Raw genomic sequence first — 13,666 nt, 5'->3', positions numbered from 1 at the left:
GAAAGATATAACTTGTACGTAAAGGAATTAGAACAGTTCAGTGTGGCAGTAGAAGGGATAAGCGAAGCGAAAAAATTTAAAGCAAACAATTAACAGCCATTAAGCGTACAGATCGACACCTAGCATAGCTTGAACTTCGCTACGGCGTTGTTCGTTTTGCAAACTTTGATAGGCAGCAACCGCGCGTTCGTTGCGTTGCTCCGTGTTATCGCGAAAAGATTGGCGGTTAGTTTGCGCTTCCCGCTCGCTATCTAATCGCTCCACCGCATCACGCTCAAAACGAATACCCGCCGTTTCTTTAACCACACTCTCCCGCTCTGGCTGCACCGTACGACTCGGCTGTGGCCGATTCGTTGCCGGATTTAGCAAGCTACTAGGATTAATGTTGTTACTGGCGTTGATGCTCATGCAAGCTCTTAGCTAATGGACAGTGTTCTAATTATAGACAAGTAATCAACCAACAAGCCAGTAACTTTTGCAAACAGTGATATTAATACGCATTTGCAAGCTGGCATCTCTAAGCTAACGTCTCTGAGTATGGTCAGACCTGTACCGGAGTGCGGTCTGACCAGTCTTTGGCGATGTGAGTGTGGTTGGGGGTTAACGGCCGGGCAGTTTTTGCCAAGTGACTTCGTCACGCACATAAACCGGTTCGGCCTGCTCTGCTGCAACAAAGTGGCCCTGTTGCCATGCCTGATCAGCAAAAGGCAACATGTATTGTGCAGAGGGGTATAGAATATCTTTGGTCACGCTGGCTGAAAGTATGCCTTGCAGCTGGCTCTGATAGGTTTGCCAGCCGGTGCCGACGGCCATTACCTCAGTGTCAAAATTTAAAGCGGTTATCGCTGCGGGTAAGGCGCTAGGCTTTGCCGCCACTTCAGCGCTAATCGCCTGCATCAAACCCTGCTCATCACGAGCATAGACAGCCAAATAAACCTCAGCCATCCGCGCATCAATCGCAGCAATAACGTGCTGAGCATTTTTTAACTGCGCAGCAGCTTGTGCCATCGCCGCCAAAGTCGAAACGCCATATACCGGCGCATCGACGCCAAAGGCTAAACCTTGTGCGACTGACACGCCAATCCTTACGCCAGTAAAACTCCCAGGGCCACGGCCAAATACGATACCGTTTAGCTGATTCAGGTTAATACCGGCCTCAGCCAGTAATTGCTGCACCATGGGTAGAATACGCTTGCTGTGTTGTTGCGGGCATACTTCGTCTAGGGTCAGTATTTTGCCATTGTGACTTAACGCGACGGAACACGCTTCGGTAGAAGTATCTAACGCTAAAAAATTCATGAGTTTCCTTGTTGCTGCTCTTTTAAACCTTGCATCTCTTTTAAAAACTGACTGGCCGCACCGAGATCACGCGTTCGCCGCATCGGTGGCAAGCTTTTTAAAAAGGTCGCCCCATAGGGTTTAGTCACCAACCGATTATCGCAAATCACCAGCACACCGCGATCGGTGACATCACGGATCAGTCGGCCGACCCCTTGTTTTAAGGTAATCACCGCTTGCGGTAATTGTACCTCAGCAAAGGGATCTTTACCGCGCATCGCACAATCTTCCACCCTCGCTTGTAACAACGGATCATCTGGCGAGGCAAAGGGTAGCTTATCTATAATGACACAGCTTAAGGTATCACCACGTACATCAACGCCTTCCCAAAAACTGCCGGTACCCAGCAGCACCGCATTTTCTAATTTCACAAATTGTTCTAACAATAAGCGTTTACCGGTAGAGCCTTGAATAAGCACCGGCTGGCGAATTTGTTCAGGTAAGGCTTTAGCCATCATCTGTAACATACGATGGCTGGTAAATAAAAAGAAACAACGGCCGTTATTAGCGGTAATCAGCTCTATCGCCATAGTTAATAAAGCATGCATCATTGCAGGCTCGTGCGGCTCTGGCATAAATCGCGGCACACAGAGCAGCGCTTGTTGCGCATAATCAAACGGACTCTCCAATAGTAAAGTTTCAGCGCCCGTTAAGCCCATTTGCTGCTGATAATGCGCAAACCCTTCATCTACCGATAAGGTGGCTGAGGTGAAAATCCAGCTGCGCTGCTCAGCAAACACCAGCTTGTTAAATTTATCGGCAATACTCAGTGGCGTTAAATGCAAACCAACATGCAATTTGCTGGTTTCGAACCAAAGACTCACGCCCGTTTGTTCAACCTGCAGTAATTTTTGCAGTTGGCTTTTAAGCTGTGCTAAACGTTCGTAGCAATTATCCAAGGTTTGGCTGCGCCCTAAGCTACTTTTAACAATCTGGTACAACATGTCTAGCGCATCGTTAATGCGGGTGATCGCCGTTTGCATAGTCGGGTTTTGATAAGCTTGCCGCCAATTGCCCCGCGCGGGATCTGCGGCAAATTGCAGCCGCCAATCGCGAGTTAGGCTGGCCACTTTATCGGCTGCCTTACTAAGCTGCATGACATCTTTTAACTCTGCCTTGCCGACTAACTCAATGTCTTTACACAGATCTTGTAAGATACGGCTAGAGAAATGTTCGCCAAAATACTCACTGGCGATATCAGGGATCTGATGCGCTTCATCAAAGATCACCACTTCCATTTCTGGCAACAACTCACCAAAGCCAGTATCTTTTAAGGCTAAGTCAGCAAAAAATAAGTGATGATTCACTACCACTAAATCGGCGGCCTGCGCTTCTTTACGCGCTTTGAGTAAATGACAATCTTCATAAACGGGGCAGTCTTTACCCAAGCAGTTGTCGGTTGTGCTCGTCACATAGGGTAAGGCTTTAGAGTCTTCGGCAATATAAGTTAATTCGCCGATATCACCGCTGTGCGTTTCTGCAGACCATTTTTTGATTAAGCTTAAATCGGCGATCAGTTGCGGATCAGCTACCGGAATATGCTGATAATGCTGCTCTAAACGAAACAAACACAGGTAATTTGAGCGGCCTTTGAGTAAAGCCGTTTTAACCGGTAACGCCAAGGCTTGAAGTACGGTTGGCAGATCACGAAAGTACAATTGCTCTTGCAGGTTTTTCGTTCCGGTTGATAACACCACTTTTTTACCAGACAGTAACGCAGGCACTAAATACGCATAGGTTTTACCGGTACCCGTTCCAGCTTCTACCACCAAGGCACCGTCTTTTTGAATGGTTTGTTCAACAGCGGTTGCCATTTCCAGTTGCGCGGCCCGAGGTTTAAAGCCTGCAATATGCTGCGCCAGTATACCGTTTTCAGCAAAGGCTTTAGCAGACTTAACGGCCATATGTTATCCAGATGAAAACGGGCAAATTGCAATAGCTCACTGGCACTCCACAAAGGCTTGATTAGCTTAAACGCAGGCTTTGAAACGCTAACGTAACCGCTGCATAAGATGTAATGCTGGCTATTATGCCTTGTTCAGCTAAAAAATCAGACAAAAATATCTAAATGCCCGTCTTTATCAACATGCTGATCTTCTTCGGGAGTGGTGTAAGGAGCGGCAGGATAATCATCAGCGGAGCCGGTTTTATAACCAAAACGGCGTAAAATAAGGTACTTTTGCTCTTCGCGCTTGAGGGGCTCAAGGCGTGCTTCTTTAAAAACAGGCAACACCGTTTTCGGGTCCGGCTCAATCGGCGTTCCCGGAATACGTTGTATAAATGGCATAAAAGCATCCATTTTTGCCTCCTGTCCGTAATTAAAATGTTATTTGGGTCTCAAAATATTATATCGGCGGCAAATCGCATCACTTTAACGCTATCAGCGCAATGCATGCCTATACAACCTGACCATAATTTAACCAAATGGTTTAATTTTTAAAACAGCGACTCTGCAACTGTTTAGCTTAAAAAAATACAACATTAACTTATGCTATTGATTTTAATATATTTACATTAAATTACTCGTTGGATTGCTTGAAAAAAAGCGCTTGCGAAAAACAGTCTGCTGCAGTAACTTGTATAGCATAGCATTTTGGATAAATTTACAGCATGAATCGTTCAACAGTAACATTGCATCATCATCATACAACCTAGCCTTACCGCTTAGGTGGAGGGCTGTTGTCTGGGCCTCCGGTGCATCTTGTTACTCGCAACCCCGCAGGCCTAAGCCACGGGGTTTTTTGTTTTTAATTACAGTTTTTAATTTTCGGAGTGACCAATGAGTCCAGCCATTGAAAGTAAACGTCTTCGCATCGGTATGCAAAAGTCAGGTCGTTTGTCGATTGAATCACAAGCGCTGCTTAGTAGCTGTGGTTTAAAAATCAATTTACGTGAACAACGCTTAATTGCTCACGTTGAAAATATGCCGATTGATATTTTACGGGTGCGAGATGATGACATCCCAGGCTTAGTAATGGACGGCGTCTGTGATCTAGGCATTATCGGCGAAAACGTATTAGAAGAAGTATCACTGCAACGGCAAATCGACAACGAAAGCGCGGACTATGAAGTGCTGGCCCGCTTAGATTTTGGTGGCTGTCGCTTATCCATTGCCGTTCCGCAAGAAGAGCAATATCAAGGTGTAAGCAGCCTTGAAGGTAAAACTATTGCCACTACTTACCCACGTTTACTGACACGCTATTTAAAACAGCAAGGCGTGAATGCCCGCGTAGTAATGCTGACCGGTTCTGTTGAAGTGGCGCCGCGTGCCGGTTTAGCTGATGCCATCTGTGATCTCGTGTCAACCGGTGCGACCTTAGAAGCCAACGGTTTAAAAGAAGCTGAAGTGATTTACCGCAGTAAAGCGGTATTGATTCAGCGCAAAGGGCTAACAGATCCCCAACATCAAAAGCTGATTTCAAAATTAATGCCGCGTATTCAGGGCGTGATGCAAGCCAACGAAAGCAAATACATCATGCTGCACGCCCCGCGCGCTAAGTTAGACGAAGTAATCGCCTTATTACCTGGTGCAGAAAACCCAACCTTACTGCCTTTAGCTGGCAATAACGATATGGTGGCCTTGCATGTGGTCAGCAGCGAAACCCTGTTCTGGGAAACCATGGAACAGCTCAAAGTACTGGGCGCCAGCTCAATCTTAGTATTACCTATTGAAAAGATGATGGAGTAATCGATGCAACGCTTTAACTGGAGTCAACTTGATCAAGCTGGCCAACAAGCTGCTTTGGCCAGACCGGCCCTGCCTGATTCAGCCAGCCTTGCCCCGAAAGTACGCGAGATCATTGCGGCGGTGCAAGCAGAGGGTGATGCAGCCTTACGACGTTTTAGTCAGCAATTTGATCAGCTTACCGATAACCCATTGGCGTTAAGTGCCAGCGTGCAGCAGCAGTTGTTAAGCCAATTACAACCTGAGCGCAAAGCCGCTATTGAATTAGCCTATGACAATATTCGCAAGTTTCATGCGGCGCAATTACCGCGGGATATCGAAGTTGAAACCAGTGTTGGCGTAATGTGTCAGCTGAAAAGTCGCCCAATTGGCAGTGTCGGCCTGTATATTCCTGGCGGTAGTGCGCCCTTACCTTCTACCGTGTTAATGCTGGGTGTCCCAGCGCAATTAGCCGGCTGCCCGCGTGCAGTCTTGGTAACGCCACCGGGTAAACCGCTGGCAACCGATATTGCACCCGAGATTATTTATGCCGCTAACCTCTGTGGTATTACCGAAATTTATACCATTGGCGGGGCGCAAGCTGTGGCGGCGCTGGCTTACGGTACAGAGACGATTGCCAAAGTGGATAAAATTTTTGGCCCAGGCAATCGCTATGTTACTGAAGCAAAACAACAAGTAAGCCAAGATGCCAAAGGCGCGATGATTGATATGCCAGCCGGCCCGTCTGAAGTGCTCGTGCTGGCCGATGCTCAGGCTAACCCAGAGTTTGTCGCAGCAGACTTACTCTCGCAGGCTGAACATGGCCCTGATTCACAGGTTATTTTAGTTAGCGATAGCGCAAGTTTGCTGGATGCCGTAGAGCAAGCGCTTAGTGTGCAATTAGCCGCTTTACCGCGCCGCGATATTGCTGCGCAAGCGCTAGCACACAGCCGAGCCATCTTAACAGCGGACTTAGACAGCGCCATTAGCGTGACCAATGCCTATGCGCCTGAGCACTTAATTGTGCAAACAGCGCAAGCTGAGCTACTCACCGAGCGTTTTACCAGTGCCGCTAGTATTTTTGTTGGCGCGTGGACGCCCGAATCTGCTGGGGATTACGCCAGTGGCACTAACCATGTGTTACCCACTTATGGTTATAGCCGCACTGTCTCAAGCTTGTCGATGACCGATTTCTTCCGCCGCTTTACCGTGCAGCAGTTATCTGCCACCGGGATGCGCAATATTGGCCCCGCCATTGTCACCCTGGCTGAAGCCGAAAGTTTAGAAGCGCACGCCAATGCGGTACGGTTACGCTTGGCCAGTTTATTAAAGGAGACTGAACATGTCTAAGGTACACCCGCTGGCCCGTGATGCCGTAAAAGCTATCGTGCCTTATGCTTCTGCCCGCAGCTCGATGAGTGGCGGTGCGGTGTGGCTTAATGCCAATGAAAACGCGCTAGCGCCCGCTTATCAGTTAGAGGGTACCTTTAATCGCTATCCGTCTTGCCAACCCAAAGCCGTGATTGATGGCTATGCCGCGTATGCAGGATTAGCTGCCGAGCAGGTATTGGTAAGCCGAGGCGCTGATGAAGGCATTGAGCTATTGATCCGAAGCTTCTGCGAGCCAAAGCAAGATAGCATTACGATTTGCCCACCGACCTATGGCATGTATGCCATCAGCGCCGAGAGCAATCAAACGTCGGTGAATAAAGTACTGTTAAAAGATAATGAGCGTTTAGATTTACCCGGCATTTTCGCTACCTCGCCAAAGCTTGTGTTTATTTGTAGCCCCAATAACCCGACCGGAGATCTCATTCCTCGTGAAGATATTATCGCCGTGTTAGAGCACTTTACCGATCAAGCTTTAGTGGTGGTTGATGAAGCCTACATTGAATTTGCCCCAGAGGCGTCTGTGGTGCCGCTACTCAGTCGCTACCCGCACTTGGTGATCCTGCGCACGCTTTCTAAAGCCTTTGGCTTAGCGGGCTTACGTTGTGGTTTTACGTTGGCAGCACCTGAGATTATCAACGCCCTGAAAAAAATGATTGCGCCCTATCCGATTGCCGAGCCGGTGGCACAAATTGCTGCGCAAGCGCTATCGCCCGCCGGTATCGCGCAAATGCAACAGAGTGTGGCTACCATTAATGCTTTACGTGATGACTTTATTACGCTTGCCGCAAGCTTATCGGGCATTGATAAAGTATGGCCAAGCAATGCTAACTATGTATTGTTGCAAGTAAGCGATGCCGCAGCCTGTGTTAATGCGCTGATTGCAGAAGATATCTTGATCCGCAACCAATCTAGCCAACTGGGTTTATCAGAAGTGGTTCGGGTATCCATTGGCAGCCCAGCAGAAATGCAGCGCTTAGCCGGCGCAATGCAACGTTATTTTCAACCTAATCAGAGAGAAACCGCATGAGTGGCCAACCTATTTTATTTATCGATCGTGACGGCACCATGGTAGAAGAGCCGCCAATAGACAAGCAGCTTGATAGCCTTGAAAAATTGGCCTACGAGCCAGGCTTAGTGCCGGCGCTATTAAAACTGCAAGCGGCGGGTTATCGCTTAGTGATGGTGACCAATCAAGATGGTTTAGGCACCGACAGCTTTCCACGCGATACCTTTGATGCACCCCATAACAAAATGATGCAGCTTTTAACCTCACAAGGTATTCAGTTTGATGATGTGCTGATTTGCCCGCACTTTGAGCGGGATAACTGCAGTTGTCGCAAACCGAAACTCGGTTTGGTCAAAGACTACCTGCAGCAAGGTAAAATCGATTTTACCAATTCTTATGTGATTGGCGATCGGCTAACCGACGTGCAACTGGCTGAAAACATGGGCTTACCGGCTTTTCAGTATCAACGTGACAGCTTAGGCTGGGCCGAAATCACCAAACGCTTATTAAGCCGTGGCCGCAGCGCGACCGTGGTGCGTACCACCCGCGAAACCGATATTAAAGTGACGGTCGATTTAGATAGCAGTGGTAATAACCTGTTCAACACGGGCGTTGGCTTTTTTGATCATATGTTAGAGCAAATAGCTACCCACGGCGGTTTCTCACTGCAAGTGGAAGTGAAAGGCGATTTACATATTGACGATCACCACAGTGTCGAAGATACCGCCCTCGCCCTAGGCCAAGCCTTAAAGCAAGCACTGGGCAATAAGCGAGGCATCAACCGCTTTGGTTTTGTGCTGCCGATGGACGAGTGCCGCGCCGAGTGTATTTTAGATTTATCGGGTCGGCCGCTGTTTGTGTTTAACGGCGAGCTGGGCGAAGGTGCGGTGGGCGGTTTAACGCTGGAGATGGTGCCACACTTTTTCCGCTCAATAAGCGATGCCATGTTGATGTCTTTGCACCTAAGCATTACCGAAGGCAATAAACACCATAAAGTAGAAGGTTTATTCAAAGCTTTTGGAAGGGCACTGCGCCAAGCCATTACCGTATCGGGTGAAGCACTACCAAGCTCAAAAGGAGTGTTGTAATGAGTTTGGTGATTGTTGATACCGGCTGTGCCAACATCAGCTCGGTGTATTTTGCGGTAAAACGCTTAGGTGTTGAGCCTGTAATAAGCCGTGATGCTGCGGTGATCCGTGGTGCCTCGCGGGTCATTTTACCCGGCGTTGGCACCGCGAAAGCAGCCATGCATAATTTAGCCGATCGCGAGCTCATCAGCACCTTACAAAGCCTAACGCAACCGATGCTGGGTATTTGCCTTGGTATGCAAATGCTCACCGCCCACAGTATGGAAGGTGATGTCGCCTGTTTAGGATTAATTCCAGGCGAAGTGGCACCGCTTAATGCCGCCGGTTTACGCTTACCGCATATGGGCTGGAATACCTTGCACCAGATCAGTCAGCACCCCATTTTGGCCGGCTTTACTGAACAAGATTACCTGTATTTTGTGCACAGCTTTGCAGTGGTGCCGAGCGAATATAGCTTAGCGCAATGCCACTATGGCTCTGACTTTGCCGCGGTTATTGGTAAAGATAACGTGGTGGGTGCGCAATTTCACCCTGAGCGCTCAGGTAAAGTGGGCGCGCGATTATTACAAAACTTTCTGGAGTGGCAGTTGTGATTATTCCGGCGATAGATTTAATTGACGGCACGGTCGTGCGCCTCTACCAAGGCGCTTACGATAAAACCACCGAGTACACTTTCAGCCCCTTTACGCTACGCGATAGCTATGCCAAAGCCGGTTCGCCGCTACTGCATGTGGTTGACCTCTCGGGTGCCAAAGATGCCAACAAGCGGCAAATTGCCCTGTTAACCAAGCTGATGACCGACTCGCCATTGCAAATTCAAGTTGGCGGTGGCGTGCGCCGCGAGCAAGATGTGATGGATTTACTCGCTGCTGGTGCCAGCCGCGTGGTGATTGGCAGCTTGGCGATTCGGGAACCTGAGTTGGTACAATGCTGGATCCGCAAATATGGCGGTGAGCGCATTGTGTTAGCCTTAGATGTGGCCATTAATGCCCAAGGCGAAAAAACCTTACCTAGCCACGGTTGGATTGAAGAGTCTGGCGTAACACTAGAGCAAGTGTTAGACGGTTATATTGCTGCCGGTGCTAAGCATGTGCTTTGTACCGATATCAGTAAAGACGGCACCTTAACTGGCGCTAATGTGGCGTTATACCGTGAGCTTAGCAGTAAGTATCCAACGCTGGCTTGGCAAGCGTCTGGCGGCATTGGTTCATTAGCCGATATCCAAGCGTTAATTGGCTCGGGTGTCGCGGGGGTGATCTTAGGTCGCTCGCTGTTAGAAGGTAAGTTTACGCTTGAGGAGGCCATTGCATGCTGGCAAAACGCTTAATTCCCTGTTTGGATGTGCGCGATGGCAAGGTAGTAAAGGGCGTACAGTTTCGTAACCATGAAATTATTGGTGATATTGTGCCTCTGGCCCAGCGCTATGCCGAAGCCGGCGCAGATGAATTGGTATTTTACGATATTACGGCGTCCAGTGATGGCCGGGTGGTTGATAAGAGCTGGGTGCGCCGCATTGCTGAGGTGATTGATATTCCCTTTTGTGTGGCCGGTGGCATTAAATCGGTGGCAGATGCCGGCAAAATTTTGGAGATGGGCGCGGATAAAGTGTCGATTAACAGCCCTGCCCTAACTAACCCGCAGTTAATTGCTGAGCTTAACCAAACCTATGGTCAGCAGTGTGTGGTCATTGGGATTGATAGCTTTTTTGATGTGGCGTCGGGCCAATATCAGGTGTATCAATTTACGGGCGATGAGAGCCGCACCCAGAAAACGCAGTGGTTAACTCGCGATTGGGTGACTGAGGTGCAGCGCTTGGGTGCCGGTGAGATTGTGCTGAACTGCATGAATCAGGATGGGGTGCGGCAAGGTTACGATTTGGCGCAGCTGAAAACCATTCGGGATCTGTGCAAGGTGCCGTTGATCGCCAGTGGTGGTGCCGGCGCAATGCAGCATTTTACCGAGGTGTTTCAGCAAGCTGATGTGGATGGGGCCTTAGCAGCCAGTGTCTTCCACAAAGGTATTATTCAAATCAGCGAGCTAAAGGCGAAGTTACTGGCCGATGGTATTAGTATACGTCCTTAAAAGGAAAGCCATAAAACCCACGCAAGCACTACGTACATTTTCTCTGTAACACGCCGTGAAGCTTTCTCGGGGCTAGATTGTGAATATCATCCATGATATTCGCCCACTTGGACAGCAAGGCTGGCCTAAAGGGCAAACTTCTGGATTGAAGTTTGTCACACTACAGGAAAGTATTCACGGCGTCTTTGCGTGCTGTATTCATATGAAACGGACTAGAGATAACGCTAATAGACGTATCGATCTTGCATAGCTCAGGGCTTTTTCTGAGCTGAGGAGCGAAACACTGATACTGCTAAGCAAAGCGTCTTTGGCATGGATGCCAAAGAGGAGCCTACAGGGAAGTATTTACGGCGTCTTTGCGTGCAGTATCAGTGTGAAGCGTGGAAGTGTTTACAGCGGTTTTGCGTACAGTATCACTGTGAGGCGTGCAAGTATTTACAGCCTCTTTGCTTACAATGACCATGTAAAGCGTACTAAAAATAACGGTGATGCGACATGGCAAAATACACATTCGAACGTGAGAATTAAATGATGAACCAACAACAAATTGAACAACTGAGCTGGCCTGAAAATCAGTTACTGCCTGCCATAGTGCAACATGCCATCTCAGGTAAAGTGCTGATGCAAGGGTATATGAACCCCGAGGCACTTTCTCACACTCTTGCAAGCAACACGGTTACCTTTTTCAGTCGCAGTAAACAGCGCTTGTGGACCAAAGGTGAAAGCTCAGGTAACACCCTAAGTTTGGTCAGCATTGACCAAGACTGTGATGCCGACAGCTTACTGATTATGGCGCTGCCGGCGGGCCCTACTTGCCACGAAGGCACCGAAACCTGCTGGCATGATAATAACGCCAACAGCCCACAACTGAGCTTTTTGTATGACTTAGAGCAAGTGATTGCCAGCCGTGAAGGTGCCGATCCGAAAAGCAGCTATACCGCCAGTTTATTCGCCCGAGGCGTAAAACGCATTGCGCAAAAAGTGGGGGAAGAAGGTGTAGAGTCAGCCCTGGCTGCGATGGCAGGTGATAAAGAAGAGCTGGCAAACGAAGCAGCCGATTTAATCTTCCACTTACTTGTTTTGCTACGTAGTCAAAAATTAGCACTTAATGATGTCATTAAAGTGCTACAAGATCGTCATAAATAACAATACGCTAGCCATTTATCTCGGCTGACAACGTCTCATACTAGGCGTTTCAGCCTTTATCCTGACATCGTTCGTACAAAATATATGCTATTCTTAACAGTGACGTTTTGGCTTAAAGACCATGGGTAGCTGGACGTTGGGGTGATTTAGCGCTTGCTGCAACAACGCTAAATCACAACTTGAGTTAACGCCTGACAAATAATGGATTAATTGGCATGGGCAAATTTAAAGAAGACATCAAATTTGATGTCCAAAATCTTAACCCTTTGCTGGCGTCGTGGCAGTTTTCAGCCAGTAGCCAAGCACCGGATGCGCAACAGTCTGTTCTAAAAACCTTAGACCTCAACCTGCTAAATAGCATTTTTGAGAACTTTCAAAAAGCCTTGGGCGTGTCAATCGCGCTGATTGATTTACACGGTAAAGTCGTCTCTTCATCTAACTGGCAACGCGTTTGTATGCAGTTTCATCGTCAGCACCCTGCTAGCCTTAAAAATTGCATTAGCTCTGATACTACTCTCGCCAACGAAGCGATAAAACAGCAAGATTTTGCCACTTATGCATGTTTAAATGGCTTAATTGACTGTGCAGCGCCAGTAAAAATACTCAATAAGCACGTGGCTAATCTTTATATTGGCCAATTCTTTATAAAAAAACCGGATTTAAACTTTTTTAAACAGCAAGCAAAAGCACTTAGTTTTGATGAAGATAGCTATTTAAAAGCGATTGCCGAAGTCCCTATTATCCCAGAATCAAAAATTGAAGCGATGATGAAGCTGATCGCTTTTCTGGCAGAACAAGTCGCAGAGCTGAGCCATAGCAATTATAAAGCTGACCGCATGCTGCAAATTGTCGAGCAACAAGTAAAAAATCGAACGCACGAATTAGAAATGCAAAACCAGATCCTCAGTATGATCAGTCATGGTTCAGCATTGTCAGATGTTTTAATACAACTTGTTCGACAAATTGAAGCCCAATATCCTGAAATATTATGCTCGATACTGTTACTCGATGAAGCGCAGTATTGTTTACGCGTGGCCGCCGCCCCTTCGTTACCTCAAGCCTTTAATGATGCTATTGATGGATTAACACCGGGTCCTGATGCCGGATCTTGCGGCAGTGCGGCTTACAGTGGCCAAGCCGTTATGGCTGAAGATTTATTACAACATCCTCATTGGCAAGCCTATCGCGAATTAGTGTTATTGAACGAGTTAAGAGCCTGTTGGTCAATTCCGATAAAAAATGCCCAAAGTAAAGTGTTAGGCGCATTTGGCTTTTATCAAAAAGAACCCGGCTTACCCTCGGCTGAGTTTAGCAGCAAGATGGCCATTTTCAGTAACTTAGCTGAGCTTGCCATTTCCCGCTCGCTCTCAGCTGCACATATTCATAAAATGGCGTTTTATGATCATCTCACCGGTTTAGCCAATCGCCGCTTATTGGATGATCGCCTACAACTGGCTTTTAAACAAAGCAAACGCAGCAACAGCTTTGGTGCTTTATTATTTATCGATTTGAATAATTTCAAGCCCGTGAACGATCGCTTTGGGCATAAAGTGGGTGACTTACTACTGATTGAAGTAGCGAATCGGCTAACAAACCAAGTACGAGAAGTGGATACCGTCGCTCGCCTAGGGGGTGATGAGTTTGTGATTGTGTTATGCGATTTAGACTGTGATGCCGATAAAGCAAAAACCCTGGCACAACAACTGGCCGAAAAAATTAGTGCGGCTTTAGCAGAGCCTCATGTATTTACCGAAACGCATGCCGTTCAGCATAGCTGCACGGCTAGTATTGGCGCTAACTTATTCCATGGCGCACAACACAACAGTTCAGATGTGTTGCGTCAGGCCGATATTGCCATGTATCAAGCTAAGCAGCAGGCTAAAGCCATTTGCTGGTTCGAAACTCATTAGTGTCCACTAACTTCACAAAAGTGTAACGGTGTATGTCTAC

13 protein-coding genes are annotated in these 13,666 nt (G+C 47.8%); 9 read left to right on the top strand and 4 right to left on the bottom strand.

What is annotated here, in order from left to right:
• Window positions 1-99 precede the first annotated feature (99 nt).
• The 4 genes from LMJ53_RS04545 to LMJ53_RS04530 all read right to left on the bottom strand — a co-directional run bounded on the left by LMJ53_RS04545 (window position 100) and on the right by LMJ53_RS04530 (window position 3,637).
• Entirely contained in the window at window positions 100-408 is a 309-nt protein-coding gene (locus LMJ53_RS04545) for a hypothetical protein (protein WP_226749880.1), read from the bottom strand.
• A gap of 192 nt (window positions 409-600) precedes the next feature.
• The gene (tsaB, locus tag LMJ53_RS04540) at window positions 601-1,299 is read right to left on the bottom strand and encodes a tRNA (adenosine(37)-N6)-threonylcarbamoyltransferase complex dimerization subunit type 1 TsaB (protein WP_229585002.1); all 699 of its coding nucleotides are present in this window, start codon (window positions 1,297-1,299) and stop codon (window positions 601-603) included.
• Window positions 1,296-3,242, bottom strand: a complete 1,947-nt coding sequence (locus LMJ53_RS04535; protein WP_229585001.1) for an ATP-dependent DNA helicase — start codon at window positions 3,240-3,242, stop codon at window positions 1,296-1,298. The genes tsaB and LMJ53_RS04535 overlap by 4 nt, the downstream gene beginning before the upstream one ends.
• Window positions 3,243-3,388: 146 nt before the next feature.
• On the bottom strand, window positions 3,389-3,637 hold the full coding sequence (locus LMJ53_RS04530) for a hypothetical protein (RefSeq protein ID WP_229585000.1): 249 nt from the start codon (window positions 3,635-3,637) through the stop codon (window positions 3,389-3,391).
• A 480-nt stretch (window positions 3,638-4,117) separates the two neighbouring features.
• Between LMJ53_RS04530 and hisG the strand changes: the two genes are divergently transcribed.
• From hisG to LMJ53_RS04485, 9 genes are all read left to right on the top strand, one after another.
• On the top strand, window positions 4,118-5,026 hold the full coding sequence (hisG, locus tag LMJ53_RS04525; protein ID WP_229584999.1) for an ATP phosphoribosyltransferase: 909 nt from the start codon (window positions 4,118-4,120) through the stop codon (window positions 5,024-5,026).
• A 3-nt stretch (window positions 5,027-5,029) separates the two neighbouring features.
• Entirely contained in the window at window positions 5,030-6,352 is a 1,323-nt protein-coding gene (gene hisD, locus LMJ53_RS04520) for a histidinol dehydrogenase (RefSeq protein WP_229584998.1), read from the top strand.
• Window positions 6,345-7,421, top strand: coding sequence for a histidinol-phosphate transaminase (gene hisC, locus LMJ53_RS04515; protein ID WP_229584997.1), 1,077 nt, complete (start codon window positions 6,345-6,347; stop codon window positions 7,419-7,421). The genes hisD and hisC overlap by 8 nt, the downstream gene beginning before the upstream one ends.
• Window positions 7,418-8,488, top strand: coding sequence for a bifunctional histidinol-phosphatase/imidazoleglycerol-phosphate dehydratase HisB (gene hisB / locus LMJ53_RS04510; RefSeq protein WP_229584996.1), 1,071 nt, complete (start codon window positions 7,418-7,420; stop codon window positions 8,486-8,488). The genes hisC and hisB overlap by 4 nt, the downstream gene beginning before the upstream one ends.
• Window positions 8,488-9,081 (top strand): imidazole glycerol phosphate synthase subunit HisH, encoded by a 594-nt coding sequence (gene hisH, locus LMJ53_RS04505; protein ID WP_229584995.1) that lies wholly within the window; start codon window positions 8,488-8,490, stop codon window positions 9,079-9,081. Before hisB ends, hisH begins: the two co-directional genes overlap by 1 nt.
• Complete coding sequence (gene hisA, locus LMJ53_RS04500; RefSeq protein WP_229584994.1) at window positions 9,078-9,815, top strand: 1-(5-phosphoribosyl)-5-[(5-phosphoribosylamino)methylideneamino]imidazole-4-carboxamide isomerase; 738 nt, start codon at window positions 9,078-9,080, stop codon at window positions 9,813-9,815. Before hisH ends, hisA begins: the two co-directional genes overlap by 4 nt.
• The gene (hisF, locus tag LMJ53_RS04495; RefSeq protein ID WP_229584993.1) at window positions 9,797-10,570 is read left to right on the top strand and encodes an imidazole glycerol phosphate synthase subunit HisF; all 774 of its coding nucleotides are present in this window, start codon (window positions 9,797-9,799) and stop codon (window positions 10,568-10,570) included. Before hisA ends, hisF begins: the two co-directional genes overlap by 19 nt.
• 528 nt (window positions 10,571-11,098) lie before the next feature.
• Window positions 11,099-11,716: a bifunctional phosphoribosyl-AMP cyclohydrolase/phosphoribosyl-ATP diphosphatase HisIE gene (gene hisIE, locus LMJ53_RS04490; protein WP_229584992.1), complete on the top strand. Its 618-nt coding sequence runs from the start codon at window positions 11,099-11,101 to the stop codon at window positions 11,714-11,716.
• 215 nt (window positions 11,717-11,931) lie between these two features.
• Window positions 11,932-13,626: a PocR ligand-binding domain-containing protein gene (locus LMJ53_RS04485; RefSeq protein ID WP_229584991.1), complete on the top strand. Its 1,695-nt coding sequence runs from the start codon at window positions 11,932-11,934 to the stop codon at window positions 13,624-13,626.
• Window positions 13,627-13,666 lie beyond the last annotated feature (40 nt).

This window comes from Rheinheimera sp. UJ51 (assembly GCF_020819615.1).
Taxonomy (GTDB): Bacteria; Pseudomonadota; Gammaproteobacteria; order Enterobacterales; family Alteromonadaceae; genus Alishewanella; species Alishewanella maricola.
Note: the sequence above shows the minus strand (reverse complement) of the source record. Positions and strands in the feature narration are given on the sequence as shown.

What these genes read in the sequence shown, in the direction of transcription:
- LMJ53_RS04545 (WP_226749880.1), bottom strand. Translation starts at nt 408, where the DNA reads ATGAGCATCAACGCCAGTAACAACATTAATCCTAGTAGCTTGCTAAAT.
- tsaB (WP_229585002.1), bottom strand. Translation starts at nt 1,299, where the DNA reads ATGAATTTTTTAGCGTTAGATACTTCTACCGAAGCGTGTTCCGTCGCG.
- LMJ53_RS04535 (WP_229585001.1), bottom strand. Translation starts at nt 3,242, where the DNA reads ATGGCCGTTAAGTCTGCTAAAGCCTTTGCTGAAAACGGTATACTGGCG.
- LMJ53_RS04530 (WP_229585000.1), bottom strand. Translation starts at nt 3,637, where the DNA reads ATGGATGCTTTTATGCCATTTATACAACGTATTCCGGGAACGCCGATT.
- hisG (WP_229584999.1), top strand. Translation starts at nt 4,118, where the DNA reads ATGAGTCCAGCCATTGAAAGTAAACGTCTTCGCATCGGTATGCAAAAG.
- hisD (WP_229584998.1), top strand. Translation starts at nt 5,030, where the DNA reads ATGCAACGCTTTAACTGGAGTCAACTTGATCAAGCTGGCCAACAAGCT.
- hisC (WP_229584997.1), top strand. Translation starts at nt 6,345, where the DNA reads ATGTCTAAGGTACACCCGCTGGCCCGTGATGCCGTAAAAGCTATCGTG.
- hisB (WP_229584996.1), top strand. Translation starts at nt 7,418, where the DNA reads ATGAGTGGCCAACCTATTTTATTTATCGATCGTGACGGCACCATGGTA.
- hisH (WP_229584995.1), top strand. Translation starts at nt 8,488, where the DNA reads ATGAGTTTGGTGATTGTTGATACCGGCTGTGCCAACATCAGCTCGGTG.
- hisF (WP_229584993.1), top strand. Translation starts at nt 9,797, where the DNA reads ATGCTGGCAAAACGCTTAATTCCCTGTTTGGATGTGCGCGATGGCAAG.
- hisIE (WP_229584992.1), top strand. Translation starts at nt 11,099, where the DNA reads ATGATGAACCAACAACAAATTGAACAACTGAGCTGGCCTGAAAATCAG.
- LMJ53_RS04485 (WP_229584991.1), top strand. Translation starts at nt 11,932, where the DNA reads ATGGGCAAATTTAAAGAAGACATCAAATTTGATGTCCAAAATCTTAAC.